Annotated in this window: 15 protein-coding genes; 4 read left to right on the top strand and 11 right to left on the bottom strand. The window is 62.1% G+C overall.

The annotated features are described in order from the left end of the window. Positions 1 to 14: 14 nt before the first annotated feature. Positions 15 to 1,172, bottom strand: a complete 1,158-nt coding sequence (locus OHD62_RS05470; protein ID WP_263781446.1) for a ceramide glucosyltransferase — start codon at positions 1,170 to 1,172, stop codon at positions 15 to 17. Positions 1,173 to 1,402: 230 nt separating this feature from the next. Between OHD62_RS05470 and apaG the strand changes: the two genes are divergently transcribed. Continuing rightward, positions 1,403 to 1,795 carry a Co2+/Mg2+ efflux protein ApaG gene (gene apaG / locus OHD62_RS05465; RefSeq protein ID WP_263781444.1) on the top strand — a complete coding sequence of 131 codons (393 nt, stop codon included), beginning with the start codon at positions 1,403 to 1,405 and terminating at the stop codon, positions 1,793 to 1,795. A 72-nt stretch (positions 1,796 to 1,867) separates the two neighbouring features. Here apaG and OHD62_RS05460 read toward each other — a convergent pair whose 3' ends face one another. The 3 genes from OHD62_RS05460 to OHD62_RS05450 form a co-directional block, all read right to left on the bottom strand. Then, complete coding sequence (locus tag OHD62_RS05460) at positions 1,868 to 2,902, bottom strand: Hsp33 family molecular chaperone (protein WP_263781443.1); 1,035 nt, start codon at positions 2,900 to 2,902, stop codon at positions 1,868 to 1,870. Positions 2,903 to 3,010: 108 nt separating this feature from the next. Next, entirely contained in the window at positions 3,011 to 3,922 is a 912-nt protein-coding gene (gene argF, locus OHD62_RS05455; RefSeq protein WP_263781442.1) for an ornithine carbamoyltransferase, read from the bottom strand. A 17-nt stretch (positions 3,923 to 3,939) separates the two neighbouring features. Beyond that, complete coding sequence (locus tag OHD62_RS05450; protein ID WP_263781441.1) at positions 3,940 to 5,139, bottom strand: aspartate aminotransferase family protein; 1,200 nt, start codon at positions 5,137 to 5,139, stop codon at positions 3,940 to 3,942. 358 nt (positions 5,140 to 5,497) lie between these two features. On the opposite strand from OHD62_RS05450, the gene OHD62_RS05445 reads away from it, so the two are divergent. Then, a complete protein-coding gene (locus tag OHD62_RS05445) occupies positions 5,498 to 6,016 on the top strand; it encodes a GcrA family cell cycle regulator (RefSeq protein WP_263781440.1) in 519 nt (172 codons plus the stop codon). A gap of 117 nt (positions 6,017 to 6,133) precedes the next feature. On the opposite strand, the gene OHD62_RS05440 is transcribed toward OHD62_RS05445, so the two are convergent. The 3 genes from OHD62_RS05440 to OHD62_RS05430 all read right to left on the bottom strand — a co-directional run bounded on the left by OHD62_RS05440 (position 6,134) and on the right by OHD62_RS05430 (position 9,476). Further along, entirely contained in the window at positions 6,134 to 7,141 is a 1,008-nt protein-coding gene (locus OHD62_RS05440) for a magnesium and cobalt transport protein CorA (RefSeq protein WP_263781439.1), read from the bottom strand. 170 nt (positions 7,142 to 7,311) lie between these two features. After that, positions 7,312 to 8,037: a phosphate signaling complex protein PhoU gene (phoU, locus tag OHD62_RS05435; protein WP_263781438.1), complete on the bottom strand. Its 726-nt coding sequence runs from the start codon at positions 8,035 to 8,037 to the stop codon at positions 7,312 to 7,314. Positions 8,038 to 8,210: 173 nt separating this feature from the next. Then, positions 8,211 to 9,476: an ATP-binding protein gene (locus tag OHD62_RS05430; RefSeq protein ID WP_263781435.1), complete on the bottom strand. Its 1,266-nt coding sequence runs from the start codon at positions 9,474 to 9,476 to the stop codon at positions 8,211 to 8,213. Positions 9,477 to 9,601: 125 nt separating this feature from the next. On the opposite strand from OHD62_RS05430, the gene ppk2 reads away from it, so the two are divergent. After that, positions 9,602 to 10,510, top strand: a complete 909-nt coding sequence (gene ppk2 / locus OHD62_RS05425; protein WP_263781434.1) for a polyphosphate kinase 2 — start codon at positions 9,602 to 9,604, stop codon at positions 10,508 to 10,510. Between the two features lie 66 nt (positions 10,511 to 10,576). Here the strand turns inward: ppk2 and OHD62_RS05420 are convergent, their stop codons facing one another. The 3 genes from OHD62_RS05420 to OHD62_RS05410 form a co-directional block, all read right to left on the bottom strand. After that, a complete protein-coding gene (locus tag OHD62_RS05420) occupies positions 10,577 to 11,326 on the bottom strand; it encodes an enoyl-CoA hydratase-related protein (protein WP_263781433.1) in 750 nt (249 codons plus the stop codon). Positions 11,327 to 11,337: 11 nt separating this feature from the next. Beyond that, on the bottom strand, positions 11,338 to 11,976 hold the full coding sequence (locus OHD62_RS05415; RefSeq protein ID WP_097572863.1) for an acyl-homoserine-lactone synthase: 639 nt from the start codon (positions 11,974 to 11,976) through the stop codon (positions 11,338 to 11,340). 97 nt (positions 11,977 to 12,073) lie between these two features. After that, positions 12,074 to 12,805 (bottom strand): helix-turn-helix transcriptional regulator, encoded by a 732-nt coding sequence (locus OHD62_RS05410; protein WP_263781432.1) that lies wholly within the window; start codon positions 12,803 to 12,805, stop codon positions 12,074 to 12,076. A gap of 249 nt (positions 12,806 to 13,054) precedes the next feature. Between OHD62_RS05410 and OHD62_RS05405 the strand changes: the two genes are divergently transcribed. Beyond that, entirely contained in the window at positions 13,055 to 13,900 is an 846-nt protein-coding gene (locus OHD62_RS05405) for a transporter substrate-binding domain-containing protein (RefSeq protein ID WP_412177342.1), read from the top strand. A gap of 64 nt (positions 13,901 to 13,964) precedes the next feature. Here OHD62_RS05405 and OHD62_RS05400 read toward each other — a convergent pair whose 3' ends face one another. After that, positions 13,965 to 14,378 carry a tellurite resistance TerB family protein gene (locus OHD62_RS05400; RefSeq protein ID WP_263781431.1) on the bottom strand — a complete coding sequence of 138 codons (414 nt, stop codon included), beginning with the start codon at positions 14,376 to 14,378 and terminating at the stop codon, positions 13,965 to 13,967. Positions 14,379 to 14,464 lie beyond the last annotated feature (86 nt).

Raw genomic sequence — 14,464 nt, 5'->3', positions numbered from 1 at the left:
GGGCGGTTCGCCGGTCAGGCGCCTGACGGCGTCTCTTCCAGCTCGGTCAAATCCTTGGTCCGGATCGTCATCGCATTGCCGCGCCAGTCGACCGCGCCGCCCAGCCAGCCGCGCGCCCATATCGCGGGCAGCATGGCGTCACGCACGATCATCGCCGCGACCATGCGTGGCGACAGGTACCAGCCCTTGGCCCATGCTAGCGTGCATTCCGGCACATAGGCGACCGCCAGCACGCAGAGCGCGGTGGCAGGCAGGCTGATCCCGGCTTGAGCCGCCGCAAACAGCGCCAATAGCAGCGGCAGTGCCGCGCCGGTCAGGATTTCCGGCGCGAAGAATAGCGGGAAGGTGACGCGGCGCAGGCGCGCCCAGCGCGCCTGGCGCGACCAGATCTCGCCAAAGGCGCGCTGACCGAGCGGCTGCTCGAATGGCGAGGCGACAAGATTGACGCGCAATCCGAGCCCGTTGACCAGCTTGGTCGCGGCGGCGTCCTCGGCGATCTCGGCGGCAAGCGCGCGGATGCCGCCATTGGCGTCGAGCATCGGTTTCTTCCACAGCATGCTCTTGCCTTGGGCGAAGCCGAGGCCGAGCGCCTCGCCGGCATATTGCCAGCGCGCCTGCAGCGTGTTGAGGAAGGCGCATTCGACCTCCGCCCAGAAGCCGTCCGGCCGCGAGCCGATCGGCGTCGAGCAGACCAGGCCGGTGTCGGGCCGCCATGCGGCCATCAGGTGCTGGACATAGTCCCTCGGCATCAGGACATTGGAATCGGCAAGGATGACCCAGTGGTGGCGGGCCGCCTCCCAGCCCTTGACGCAATTGTTGAGCTTCGGATTGGCGCTGATGCGGTCGTCGCCGACCAGCAGCCGCGCCGGCACCTTGGGAAACCGGGCAATCGCCCTGTTTATCAGTTTGACCACCGGATCATCGGCATTAGCGACACAGAAGATGAGTTCGTAACGCGACCAGTCGAGCGAGAAGGCACGCGCAAGCGTTTCTTCGGTGAATGGCTCGACGCCGCGCGAGGGAATGACGATCGACACCGGCGGCGCCTTGCCGGCGGGCCGTGCGAGGGTGCGCGGCGGCTTCAGCCGGAAAGCGGCGAGCAGGATGCTTGCGAGATTTGAAAGAAGCAGGACGGTCGAAAACAGGGCGGCGGCTATGACGATCAGTTCCATCGAGATCTGGTCTTTCCGGAAAAGCCGGCCGGAAGGTGGCCGTTTTGAACAGGTCGACAGAGCGCCCGAGTCGCCCGGCACGGTTCGTGCACACCATCATTGTCATGTGTCACTTAAATGACATTGTTTGCCGGCACGTGCGCATAAAACCGGAAGGGACAGGCACCGCGCGCCGTTAACCTTATAAAGGAGCGCGTCGAAACTTCCGCTGGGACTGTTTGGAGTAGCTCATGTACCGCGCCGTCACGCGCAACATCGAAGTGCAAGTCAGGCCGTTCTATCTGGAGGATCGCTCGGACCCGTCGGAGAACCGCTATGTCTGGGGTTACCAGGTGACCATCGACAATCAGTCGGCCGAGTTCGTGCAGCTTCTGTCGCGCTATTGGCACATCACGGACGGCGCCGGTCGCGTCGAGGAAGTGCGCGGCGCCGGGGTCGTCGGCGACCAGCCCGAACTCAACCCCGGCGACAGCTATCAATATACGTCCGGCTGCCCGTTGCCGACGCCGTCCGGCATCATGGTCGGCCACTACACCATGCGCAACGCGCGGGGCGAGACGTTCAACATCGCCATCCCCGCCTTCTCGCTCGATTTGCCAGGGACCAAGCGAACGGTGAACTGAAACGGAAGTTCGTGCTGCCCCTCATCCGCCTGCCGGCACCTTCTCCCCGTGAGCGGGGAGAAGGAAGGTATTTCATTGAGCCGCAGCGAACTCCGCCGGGTCGAAGTCATACTGCTTCGAGCAGAATTCGCAGGCGACGTGAATGCCGCCATCCTCGGTGCTGTCCCTGATCTCGTCGGCGGAAAAACCTTCAAGAATACCGCGGATCTTATCCCTCGAGCATGAGCACTGGTCGGCGACCGGCACGCCGCCGAAGACACGGACGCCGTGCTCGTGGAACAGGCGATAGAGCAGCCGCTCGGCGCCGATCGTCGGATCGATCAGTTCGGTCGGCTCGATGGTGCCGAGCAGTGCCAGCAGTTCGCGCCAGGAATTGTCGGCCGGATCGTGGATTTCCTCGCGCGGATCACCATCGCCGCCCGGCAGGTCGGGCACGCGCATGCGTTCGGGCGACTGCGGCAGGAACTGCGCCAGGATACCGCCAGCGCGCCACTGCTCGCGGGCAGCGCCGTTACCGGGCGTCAACAGCTTGGCCACTGAAAGCCGGAGATCGGTCGGGATCTGTTCCGACTGACGGAAATAGGTGCGCGCCGCCTCCTCCAGCGTCTCGCCATCAAGCTGGACGATGCCCTGATAGCGCTGCGTATGGGCGCCCTGGTCGATGGTCAGCGCCAGCACGCCGCTGCCGAGTAGCGTCTGCTGCGACGTCTCGCCGGCGGCCGTCAGCGCCTCCAGCCGGTCGGCATCGAAACGCGCATAGGCCCGCAGTGCGGACGGCGTGGAAAAATCCGCGACCAGCATGTCGACCGGCCCATCGGTGCGGGTCTGCAGGATGAACTTGCCCTCGAACTTGAGCGAGGTGCCAAGCAGCACCGTCAGCACGCAGGCTTCCGCCAGCAGGCGGGCGACCGGCTCGGGATAGTCGTGACGGGAAAGGATCGCGTCGAGCATCGGCCCGAGCTGGACGGTGCGGCCGCGCACATCGAGCGGGCCGACCTCGAAGGGCACGACATGATCGTCGCCGGCGTAGCCGAATTCGCCGAGTTTGGGTTGATATTCAGTCAACTGACGGGTTTCCAACATGACAAAGCTCCGGGGCGCGGCCATGCCGCCCTCCGGGGCGCATGCGTCGAAACGCGCTCATTTTGCGTGATGCGCCTGAGATAGGCACCACGCATCCCCGGATCAAGGCGGGCCGGATCAAGGTGGCCGGGATCAAGCGCCCAGACACCAGGCCAGAACCGCCTTCTGGGCGTGGAGCCGGTTCTCGGCCTCGTCGAACACCACCGAATGCGGCCCGTCTATGACCTCGTCGGTGACCTCCTCGCCGCGATGCGCCGGCAGGCAGTGCATGAAGAGCGCATCGGGCTTGGCCTTCGCCATCAGCGCCGCATTGACCTGGTAGGGCAGGAAAACGTTGTGGCCACGGGCGCGGTGTTCCTGGCCCATCGACACCCAGCAGTCGGTGACGACGCAGTCGGCCTCGTGGACCGCCTCCTCGGGCGAGCGGGTGAAGTTCAGCTTGCCGCCATGCCGCTTCGACCAGTCGACATGCTTCTCGCCCGGCTCACTGCCTTCAGGCACCGCGACATTGAGGTTGAAGGCGAACCGGGCCGACGCTTCCAGCAGGGAATGCAGCACGTTATTGCCGTCGCCGGTCCAGGCGATTGTCTTGCCGGCCACCGGACCACGATGTTCCTCGAAGGTCATGATGTCGGCCATCAATTGGCAGGGATGGGTGTCATCGGTCAGCCCGTTGATGACGGGTATGGTGGCATTCTCGGTCAGCTCCAGCAGCCGCTCATGCGAGGTGGTGCGGATCATGATCGCATCGACATAGCGCGACAGCACCTTGGCGGTGTCGGCGATGGTTTCGGAGCGGCCGAGCTGCATCTCAGTGCCGGTCAGCATGATGGTTTCGCCGCCGAGCTGGCGCATGCCGACATCGAAAGAGACGCGCGTACGCGTCGACGGCTTGTCGAAGATCATCGCCAGCACCTTGCCTTCAAGTGGCTTCGTCCGCTCGCCGGCCTTGAGGCGCGCCTTTCGCACCACCGCATCGTCCAGCATGAAGCGCAGGTCGCTTGCGGAAACGGCGGAGAGATCGGTGAAATGGCGAAGTGACATCAGGACTGGTTCCAGGATTACTTCGCGGCAGCCGCGGCGATGGCGTCAGCCAGACCCCGGGCACCGGCGCGGATGCGGTCGAGCGCCTCATGGATCTCGGCATCGGTGACGGTGAGCGGCGGCAGCAGGCGGATAACGTTGTCGCCCGCCGGAACCGCCAACAGATGCTGGTCGCGCAGCGCCATGTTCACCTTGGTGTTGGGCATGACGCATTTGAGGCCGAGCATCAGGCCAGTGCCCCGGATGCCTTCAATGACGTCGGGAAACTCATCGGCGACACCCGCCAGGCCCTGCTTCAGCAACAACGCCTTGCGCTGGACATCCTCCAGGAAGCCGTCTTCCAGCACCACGTCAAGCACGGCGTTGCCGACCGCCATCGCCAGCGGATTGCCACCGAAGGTGGTGCCATGCACGCCGGCGGTCATGCCAACCGCTGCCTCGTCGGTGGCAAGACAGGCGCCCATTGGAAAGCCACCGCCAATGCCCTTGGCGATCGCCATGATATCGGGCGCAACACCGGACCATTCATGCGCGAACAGCTTTCCGGTGCGGCCGATACCGCACTGGACCTCGTCGTAGATCAGGAGCAGACCATGCTGGTCGCAGAGCTGCCTGAGCCGCTTCAACGACTGCGTCGGCACCGGACGGATACCGCCTTCTCCCTGTACAGGCTCGACCAGGATCGCGGCTGTCTCCGGCGTGACCGCCTTTTCGGCGGCATCGATGTCATCGAAACCGACCTGATCGAAGCCTTCGACCTTGGGTCCGAACCCTTCAAGATATTTGTATTGGCCGCCTGCCGCTATCGTCGCCAGGGTGCGGCCATGAAAGGCGCCTTCGAAGGTGACAATACGAAAGCGCTCGGGATGGCCCTTGACGAAATGGTAGCGCCGCGCCGTCTTGATCGCGCATTCCAGCGCCTCGGCGCCCGAATTGGTAAAGAACACCTTGTCGGCAAAGGTGGCTTCGGCCAGCCGCTCGCCGAGCCGTGTCTGCCCCGGGATCTCATAGAGGTTGGAGACGTGCCAGAGCTTGGCCGCCTGCTCGGTGAGCGCGGCAACCAGATGCGGATGGCCGTGGCCCAGCGAGTTTACGGCGATGCCGCCGGCGAAATCGAGATATCGCTCGCCCTTGTCGGTAACCAGCCAAGTGCCTTCCCCATGGTCGAAAGCCAGGGGTGCGCGGGTAAAGGTCTCGAAAAGCGCCGAACCGCTCATTATATGCGTCTCCGGAACCGGAAAATCAAAAAAGCCGCCAAAGCGGCGGCCTTTGCGGCTTATCGTGTTTTTCGGCCATGAAGTCAACGAAAACGTCGCGCAAGGACGCGCGGCAAGCCCCTCAGCGAGACGCCGGCTCATAAGCGACCGGGCAAGTTGGGGAAAACCGAAAAAACCGATTCGTGTTGCCCTCGGGACTCTTGTCACCGAGTCAGCGCATAAGGTATTTGTAGTCGAGAAATAACTAGATTTCGTGCGGCGGACCTAATCACCCGGTATATGTGGTGTTGTTTGCCCGGCGGGAGCCGGGTCGGGAAAGGATTCCGATCGCCGCACGCCTCAGCAGGAGCGCGGTCTCATGAACTGGACTGACGAGCGGGTCGAACTTCTTAGAAAACTATGGTCGGAAGGACTGAGCGCAAGCCAGATCGCCGCACAGCTCGGTGGTGTCAGCCGCAATGCGGTCATCGGCAAGGTGCACCGGCTGAAACTGTCGGGCCGCGGTCGATCGACGGCCACGCCGGCACGCCAGAAGAAGAGCGTACAGGGATCGAGCGTGCAGAAATCGGTGTCACGGGCGGCAAGCGCGGCGCGGCATATGACCACGTCGATCGGAGCGACCGCGTTGCAGGCGCAATTCGACGCCGAACCGGTGGCACGACATTACATCCGCCCGGTCGAGAACGTCGTCGTACCGATCTCGCGGCATCTGCAGCTCGTCGAATTGAACGAGCGGACCTGCAAATGGCCGAATGGCGATCCGCTTTCGGAGGACTTCCATTTCTGCGGCAATGATGCCGCCGAGACCGGGCCTTATTGCAAGTACCACTCCCGCATCGCGTTCCAGCCGGCTTCGGAGCGGCGGCGGCATAGATAGGCGATAGGCAGTGGGGAATAGGGAGTAGGGGAAAGACAGCGCTTCACAAGCGTCGTTTCGCCGATAACTCACTCCGTATTGCCTATTCCCTACTGGCTACTGCCTATTCCCTTACCCTCACAGCCAGCCATTCTTGCGAAAACGCCAGTAGAGAAAAGAGCAGATCGTGGCGATCGACACCAGCACGACCGGGTAGCCGTATTCCATCCTCAGTTCCGGCATATCATTGAAATTCATGCCGTAGATGCCGGCGAGCGCCGTCGGAACCGCCAATATGGCGGCCCATGAGGCGAGCTTCTTGGTGTTCGCCGTTTCCTGGCTCTGGCCCACCAGAAGGCTGGCTTCGAAGGCGAAGGCAAGCACTTCCCGCAGACTGTCGATCTTCTCCTGGACGGTGCGGATATGGTCGGTGACGTCGCGAAACAGCGGGTGCATGGCCGCATGGATCTGCGGCAGGTCGGCGCTGGTCAGCCGGCGGCAGACCTCCACCAGCGGCAGCGCCGCATTGCGCAAGCGCAACAGGTCGCGGCGCAGCATGTAGAGCCGCTCTATATCGGGGCCGGTCATCGGCCTTAGCAGGACCTTGTCCTCGATCGCCTCGACCTCGTCCTCGATCTGCTCGAGCACCGGCATGTAGTTGTCGACGATGAAATCGAGGATGGCATAGAGCACGAAGTCCTCGCCCTTGGCCAGCGAGTGCGGGCAGCTTTCCCAGTGCTGGCGCACTGCGGCATAAGAGGTCGATGGACCGTGCCTGACGCTGACGATGTAGCCGGCGCCGACGAACAGATGCGTCTCGCCGAAGGTGACGCGGCCGTCGATCAGTTGAGCCGTGCGGGCAACGATGAACAAGGCATCGCCATATTGTTCGATCTTCGGCCTTTGATGCGGATGCTCGGCGTCCTCGATCGCCAGCTCATGCAGATGGAATTGCGCCTGGACGCGGAGCAACAGGTTGCGGTCGGGCTCCAGCAGCCCGATCCAGACGACATGGCCGGGCTTTCCAGCCCAGTCGCCTGCTTCCTCGATCGGAATGTCGGCGATGCGCCGGCCGGCCGTATAGACGCTGGAAGCAATGATGCCCGATGTCGGCGGGGCCGGAGTCAGATTCCGAACGTTTTCCATCGCTACCTCCTGGAGGCATGGCCTCGGGTCAGGGCCAGGAACGTTCGGAGAAGCTTAGCTTAAAGCGCATCGCTTTTGAAAGGATTCATGCGACGTGCTTTAAGTTCTTGTTTTTATTCATGTCGTTATCGCAAAACCGCTGCACGCCCTCGGGGCAAACCCTAAGGCGTTCACTTCGCCGGCAGCGTTGCGGGAAGAACGACCTTGTCGGTCTTGTCGCCCTTTGGCCGGTCGGCCGGCATCTGGTCACCGGTGACGATGTAATAGATCGTCTCGGCGATGTTGGTGGCGTGGTCGCCGATCCGCTCAATGTTCTTGGCGCAAAACAGGAGATGCGTGCAAGGCGTGATGTTGCGCGGATCTTCCATCATATAGGTCAGCAATTCGCGAAACAGCGAGGTGTACATGGCGTCGATCTGGTCGTCGCGGTCACGCACGAAGCCGATCTTTTCCACCGAGCGCGACGCGTAGACGTCGAGCACTTCCTTGAGTTGCGTCAATGCCAGGTCGGCCAGTGCCTCTAGGCCACGGAACAGGCTGGTCGGCTGGCGCCCTTCGATGACGGCAACCACCCGCTTGGCGACATTCTTGCCAAGGTCGCCGACCCGTTCGAGGTCGGCCGAAATGCGGATCGCGCCGACGATCTCGCGCAAATCCGTCGCCATCGGCTGACGCTTGGCGATGATGACGATCGCCTTGTCGTCAATCTCGCGCTGTCCCTCGTCCAGAACCAGGTCGTCACGGATGACCTTCTGGGCGAGGCCTGGATCGGCGTTGACCAGGGCGGCGATTGCCTGTTCGACCATGCGCTCGGCATGCCCGCCCATCGCGGCGATGCGCTTCGACAGGTATTTCAATTCCTCGTCATAGGCGCTGACGATGTGCACGGACTGCATGGATGAAATGCCTTCCCATGGTCTTCTGGTTTCGAGTCGTTTCCTCGAATCCCCGCTGATACGCTAGCGGGATGACAGAAAAAAGAAAAAGACTGTTTAAGCAACGCGCTTAGCTGGACGTACAAAGCACGCCCCAACACCTTTTTCGAGCCTATGCAGTAGATAGTGCGGCGTCAGCGCGTCGGCAAATGGACCGAGAAGGCCGCGCCCTTGCCGACCTCCGACCTGATCGAGAGTTTAGCGTTGTGGCGCGTCAGTATATGCTTAACGATGGACAGGCCAAGGCCGGTGCCTTTCTGGGTCCGGCTGTTCTCGACATCGACGCGGTAGAAGCGTTCGGTGATGCGCGGGATATGCTCCTCGGCAATGCCGGGACCGAAATCCCTGATGGTGACGTCGATGCCCGGTTCGGGAGCGGCATCGCCGTGGGCGATCGACACCACGACGCGTCCGCCCGACTGTCCGTATTTGCAGGCGTTTTCCAGCAGGTTTTCGAAAACCTGGAAGAGTTCGTCCCGATCCCCCGGCACATCGAGCGGTCCTTCGGCGAAATCCCGCTCGATGGTGACGCCGTTTTCCCTGGCAAGCGGCCCAAGCGAATCGATGACGCTGTCCAGGATCTGGCGAAGATCGACCTCGGTTCCCGGCTTCAGATAGGGCTTCATCTCCAGCCGCGATAGCGACAAGAGATCGTCGATCAGCCGCGCCATGCGGCCGGTCTGGTTCTGCATTATCTGCAGGAACTGTTCGCGCGCCGCCGGATCGTTGCGGGCCGGCCCGCGCAGCGTCTCGATGAAGCCTGATATCGAAGCCAGCGGGGTGCGCAGTTCGTGACTGGCATTGGCGATGAAATCGGCGCGCATCCGGTCGATCCGGCGCGCCTCGCTCTGGTCCTTGAATACCAGCACATATAGATGGGTGCCGTGACCGACCGAAGAGGCGCTCACCCGGTAGGCCCGTTCGACCGGCAGCTTTTCGGTATAGTCGACGACATCCGAAGCGACATTTCCCGACAGGATGCTGTCCAGCAGAGCCTGCATTTCGGGCGCGCGGAATTTGAGCGACAGCGAAAGGCCCGGCGCAATGCCGCCAAAGGCGGCAAAGGCAGCAGCGTTGGCATGGACGATCACCGCTGTCCGATCGAAAATGATCAGCGGATCGGCAACGGCGGCCGCCAGATATTCGCCCGACAGCCGCTGCAGGCCGCTGGCCTCGATCGCCCCGGCGCTCTCGGCGGACTGACGCGCGACGTCGGTTTGCAGCATCGCGGCGGCAAGCAGTACCGCACAAGCCAGCAGCACCACATAGCCGGACATGCCTGCGAACCAATAGACCGACAGAACCGCGACGATGCCGGCAGCAAGCAGCCAGCGGCTGTTCCACAGCCGGATAGCGACGGTTTGCGCCACGCCTTGCTGCTCCGCGCCCATCTCAGCCATTGTCAGCCATACGCGTGCACCTCGTGCCCTGGCATCCTGTCGATCGGCCGGCCGGAAAACTTCCCGCTGGACCGCTATCGAAGCCCCCAATAGCATGAGTCCGGAAGCTGGAAAGGTTCGTTTCGATGAAAAAACCCAAGGAAAGTCCCGCAACATCAGCGTCCGGTCCGCTGACGATCAGGATCGACGGCAAGGAACGGGAGTTCGACATCGAGAATCCGGAGCTTCCCGACTGGGTCGAGGACAGCAAGCTGACAGCCGGCGGCTATCCCTACGACAAGAAAATGAAGAGCGAGGATTATGACGAGACGCTCGAGCGGTTGCAGATCGAGTTGGTCAAGGCGCAGGCATGGCTGCAATCGACGGGCAAGCGGGTGATGTCGCTGTTCGAGGGACGCGACGCCGCAGGCAAGGGCGGCACGATCTTCGTGCTGCGCCAATATCTGAACCCGCGCACCGCGCGCAACGTGGCGCTGACCAAGCCGACCCCGACCGAGACAGGACAGTGGTATTTCCAGCGCTATGTCGCGCATTTTCCGACATCCGGCGAGTTCGTCACCTTCGACCGTTCCTGGTACAATCGCGCCGGCGTCGAGCCGGTCATGGGCTTCTGCACGCCGGAACAGCACCAGAAATTTCTGGACGAGGTTCCGCATTTCGAACGGATGATCTGCAACGAGGGCATCCATTTCTTCAAATTCTGGCTGAACATCGGCCAAGAGACGCAGCTCGAACGGTTCCACGATCGCCGCTGGAGCCCTTTGAAGAACTGGAAATTCTCGCCGATCGATGTCGCCGGCATCACGAAATGGGACGACTACACCAAGGCGCGCGATCTGATGGTCGAACGTACGCACAAGGAGTTCGCGCCCTGGATCGTCGTGCGGGCCAACGACAAGCGGCGCGCGCGGCTGGCCGTGATCCGGCGCATCCTGCTGTCACTACCCTATGAGGGCCGCGACTTCGGCGCCATCGGCAAGGAAGACAAGAAGATCATCGGCGAAGGGCCGTCATTTCTGGGGAAACAAGCCTGAAGCACTGCCGCGCGCCCAAAGACGCGCGGCACGCTTCCATATTCTTGCCATCCCCCGAATGACTTCCTATGCCGCCAACCGGGCAATCCGCTGCAGCCGCTTCAGCGTGATGTCGTCCTGCAAAGCCTGCTGGAAAAGCGAGATCTCCCGATCGATGCGGTCGCAGAGCACGCCGGTGTCGCCTCTTAGCAGGTCACGCGTCTGTAACAGTGCGGCGACCGGCTTCTTGGCGAGTTGCCTGGCTCTGCCAAGTGCCGCTTCCTCGACACTGCCGCCTGCCACGATCTCCGTGACCAGGCCGAGCGCCTTGGCATCCTCGGCCCGGAGCGTGTCGCCCAGGCAGAAGAAGCGGAAAGCGCCGGCATAGCCGAGCTTCTGCGGCGCCAGAATGCTGGTCGCCGCGTCCGGCACGAGGCCGAAATCGACGAACGGCACCCGGAACGTGCTTTCATCAGAGGCGATCACCATGTCACAATGGAACAGGATGGTGCAGCCGACACCGACAGCGTCGCCATCGACACAGGCAAGGACCGGCTTCGGAAACGTCGCCAAAGTGCGGAACATGTCGGTGACGGCGGCGATCAACCGCTGATGCTTGGTGGCGTCGAGGAATTCGGAAAAGTCGCCGCCGAGGCAGAAGCAGCCGGCCAGGCCACGCAGCACCACGACCCGTACCTCATCGTCGACGGCGGCTTCGTGGAAAGTCCTCGCCAGGCTTTCATAGGCTCGCCTGTCCAGCACCGGCCGTCCATCATCCGACGACACTGTGACAATCAGCGTATGATTGCGGAATTCCGTTTGCGCGTGGACGTTCATGACCGCCTCCATCACGATGCCCGCCTCATCCCGAGCATGTCGGGATATCCCCTGGCCAGCACCGGCGCGTGATGGTTGCGGCGCGACCGCACCACGTCCAGCGTATGGTCGTTAAAGGTAAGCAGCGTGGCGACGACCTGCTGGTTGCCGTAAGTGCGCTGGTAGCCGAGGGGCGTGGCCAGAAAGTGCAGTTGCAACGCACGCAGGACCCACATCGGTTCGAATTCGATGATCACCTGATTGACATTGCGCTTCAGTCCCCACTCGACGAAACCGGCAATCAGCTCGGTGCCGACCGTCGAGACGCCGCGCTTGCCGTCACGAAAGCCTGGCGCCACCGCATAGCGTGTCAGCTCCCAGACATTCGGCCCCGAGGGAGGCGTGCCTTCATAGAGGTCTGCCAGCACATCGGTCAGAAGATGCGCCCGCGTCGTCGGCAACATCCTCTGATAACCGGCCAGTTCGCCGTTGCGGATGACAAGCTGATGTACCGCTTCGTCGTGGTCGAACTGGTCGATCTCAAGGCCATCGGGGCGCTTCAGATCGGTCCAGCCCATCTCCTCGACAAAGATCTTGTAGCGCAAGCGATGGACCGCCTCCCAAAGGTCGGGGCGTTCCATCAATTCCTGAGTGTTTAGGGAAAAAAGCATTCGCCGTCTCCTGGTTTTAAGAGGAAGATACGGCCGGGCTTTCCCGAGAAAATTACGCGATCACGTAGGCAAGAATTTCTAGGCCGGCGCGGCCGACCTAGCTAATATAGCCGCGCCTTATCGCTTCCGCGACCGCCTGCACCCGGTTGACGGCACCGAGTTTGCTCTTGGCGTTAAGAAGGTGTTTCTCGGAGGTATGTTCCGAGATGCCGAGGATTTGCGAAATCTCCCACTCGGACTTGCCGACAGCGGCCCATTGCATGCATTCGCGCTCGCGCGGCGTCAGTTCGATGTGATCGATGGTCTTGTTGGCCATCGTGTGGAGTTGCATGGCGCGGCCGACGGCATAGGTCGACACCAGCGACACCAGCCCGAACTCGGCTCCTGACAGTTCGACGGCCTCGCCGCCCAGCGATACCATGACAATCTGACCGTCCAGCGTGATCAACGGGAAGGCGAGCCCGTCGCGCAGCTTGAATTCGCCAGCGTCGCCCATCACTTCGCCGCTGCTCCTGTCGATGCGAATGCCTTGCGCAGCTTCCCGCCATTGGAACGGCGCCTGAAGCTGCTTCATGTGGCTGACGACGGGGTCATGGTCGACATAGTTGCGCGACACATAGCGCTCCAGCCATTCCACCGGCCACTCGCAAAGCAGCACATGATCCTTTTGCTGGCCTCTTGGCGTGCCTGGCTGCGGAACCGTCCCGGCCATGAGCGCCGTCAGGCCGAACTCAGAGGTTATGCCAAGCAGCTTTTCGCAGACCGCCGCCGCCGTGTTGGCGTGCTGCAGATCATCGATGAATTCCAGTGTGCGATCGAAATGGCCCATCGCAACATCTACCCCATGTTGCCTTCCACATTGAGACCGATAGTCCGGTGCTTGACTACACCTTGCCATCGACCCCGGATGCAAATTTGTTGCCTGCATTGCCCGCGGCCACCCCAGCCGAAGCGATGCAATCATTTGCAAGCTCACTAATCATATCCCTAAATCAGCTTGATGAAATCAAAAACCGTTGTGCCTGCGCCGTTTTCGTACGAAAAGCCAATTTAGATCGGAACAAAGCGGAGCTTGGGCGTGGCAATTCGGTGGATTTCCATCGTTTTGATGCTGGTATTGACGGGAGCGCAGTCGCTGACCGCACGCGCCGCGGAGCCACAAGTGCCGGTCTTCTGGGATGCCAAGGAGCGGCTGCCGAAGCCGGATCTTTCCAAATTGCCCCGGTTGCGTTTCCTGACAACCACCGATTTCCCGCCTTTCAACTTCCTCGACGGCGCCGGCCGGTTGTCCGGCTTCCATGTCGATCTGGCGCGGGCGATCTGCGCCGAACTCGGCATCGCCGACAAATGTCAGATCCAGGCGCTGCCCTGGGCCGAGTTGGAAGGCGCGCTGAAGAAGGGCGAAGGCGAAGCGATCATCGCCGGCATCGCCGCCACGCCTCAGTCGCGGTCGAAATATGCCTTCTCGCGCTCCTATTTGCAGTTTCCGGCACGCTTCATCATGCCGAAGACGAAAGCGCTCACGGAGCCGATTTTCGACAAATTGCGCGGCAAGCGCGTCGGCGTGCTCGCCGGCTCCGGGCACGAGCGGATGCTGCGCGACTATTTCGGCGCCGTCCAGGTCGTCCCGTTCGAGCGGCCGGAAGACCTCTATGCCGACCTCAAGGCCGGCAAGATCGACGCCGCCTTCGGTGACGGCATGCGTTTTTCCTTCTGGCTGGGCGGCCCTGATGCCGCGGGCTGCTGCCGCTTTGCCGGCGGCCCCTATCTGGCGCCGGAATATCTGGGCTCAGGCATGGCCATCGCCACCAGGGCCGATGATCCGGCACTGGCCGCGGCATTCGACTACGCGCTGCAGGAGATTTCGGTGAAAGGCACATTTGCCGAATTCTATCTGCGCTATTTCCCGGTCAGTTTTTTCTGATCCCGTTTTTGTTTCTACGCATGTCGTTGTCCCAAAACCGCTGCGCACTTTTGGGCGACATGCATTAGGTCAGCGTGCGGAGCCGGGCCTTGGCTGCGCGACCGATGGCTGCGACAGTCAGCGTATCGAGATCGAGCTGGCGGCGGATGAGCTGCAGCACGCGCACCTCCTCCAGCCGCATTTCGAGGTCGACGGCCGCCACTTCGAAGGCGACGGCGTAGGCCGTGTCGTGCAGCCGTTCGGGCAAGACCTCGGCGACATTGGCCAAAACGCCTTCCAGACCATCCTTTTCATGCAGCATCTTCTGGCAGGCCTGAGCGACCTCGACCAGCCGATCATGGTTGAAATCCTCGAACACCGGCCATGAGCGTACGACGTCGCCGATCCGTGCCAGTTCGACATCGGTCATGTCGCGGTCGGAAGCCGAGGTGATGACCATCAGGTAGATCAGGGCTTCATGCGGCGTTGGCAACGGCATTTTTTACTCCTTGAACGGGTTTCGAACGTAGGAACGCAGTATCGGCGCCGCAAGGAAAAAGAGCGAGCGATCGTTGACGCCCAAGA

It is taken from the genome of Mesorhizobium sp. YC-39 (assembly GCF_025753795.1).
Taxonomy (GTDB): Bacteria; Pseudomonadota; Alphaproteobacteria; order Rhizobiales; family Rhizobiaceae; genus Mesorhizobium.
Note: the sequence above shows the minus strand (reverse complement) of the source record. Positions and strands in the feature narration are given on the sequence as shown.

Coding starts and splice junctions, on each gene's coding strand:
- OHD62_RS05445 (WP_263781440.1), top strand. CDS start 5,498: ATGAACTGGACTGACGAGCGGGTCGAACTTCTTAGAAAACTATGGTCG.
- OHD62_RS05410 (WP_263781432.1), bottom strand. CDS start 12,805: ATGGGCCATTTCGATCGCACACTGGAATTCATCGATGATCTGCAGCAC.
- OHD62_RS05460 (WP_263781443.1), bottom strand. CDS start 2,902: ATGGCCGCGCCCCGGAGCTTTGTCATGTTGGAAACCCGTCAGTTGACT.
- apaG (WP_263781444.1), top strand. CDS start 1,403: ATGTACCGCGCCGTCACGCGCAACATCGAAGTGCAAGTCAGGCCGTTC.
- OHD62_RS05415 (WP_097572863.1), bottom strand. CDS start 11,976: ATGCTTTTTTCCCTAAACACTCAGGAATTGATGGAACGCCCCGACCTT.
- phoU (WP_263781438.1), bottom strand. CDS start 8,037: ATGCAGTCCGTGCACATCGTCAGCGCCTATGACGAGGAATTGAAATAC.
- OHD62_RS05430 (WP_263781435.1), bottom strand. CDS start 9,476: ATGGCTGAGATGGGCGCGGAGCAGCAAGGCGTGGCGCAAACCGTCGCT.
- OHD62_RS05440 (WP_263781439.1), bottom strand. CDS start 7,141: ATGGAAAACGTTCGGAATCTGACTCCGGCCCCGCCGACATCGGGCATC.
- OHD62_RS05400 (WP_263781431.1), bottom strand. CDS start 14,378: ATGCCGTTGCCAACGCCGCATGAAGCCCTGATCTACCTGATGGTCATC.
- OHD62_RS05420 (WP_263781433.1), bottom strand. CDS start 11,326: ATGAACGTCCACGCGCAAACGGAATTCCGCAATCATACGCTGATTGTC.
- ppk2 (WP_263781434.1), top strand. CDS start 9,602: ATGAAAAAACCCAAGGAAAGTCCCGCAACATCAGCGTCCGGTCCGCTG.
- OHD62_RS05450 (WP_263781441.1), bottom strand. CDS start 5,139: ATGAGCGGTTCGGCGCTTTTCGAGACCTTTACCCGCGCACCCCTGGCT.
- argF (WP_263781442.1), bottom strand. CDS start 3,922: ATGTCACTTCGCCATTTCACCGATCTCTCCGCCGTTTCCGCAAGCGAC.
- OHD62_RS05470 (WP_263781446.1), bottom strand. CDS start 1,172: ATGGAACTGATCGTCATAGCCGCCGCCCTGTTTTCGACCGTCCTGCTT.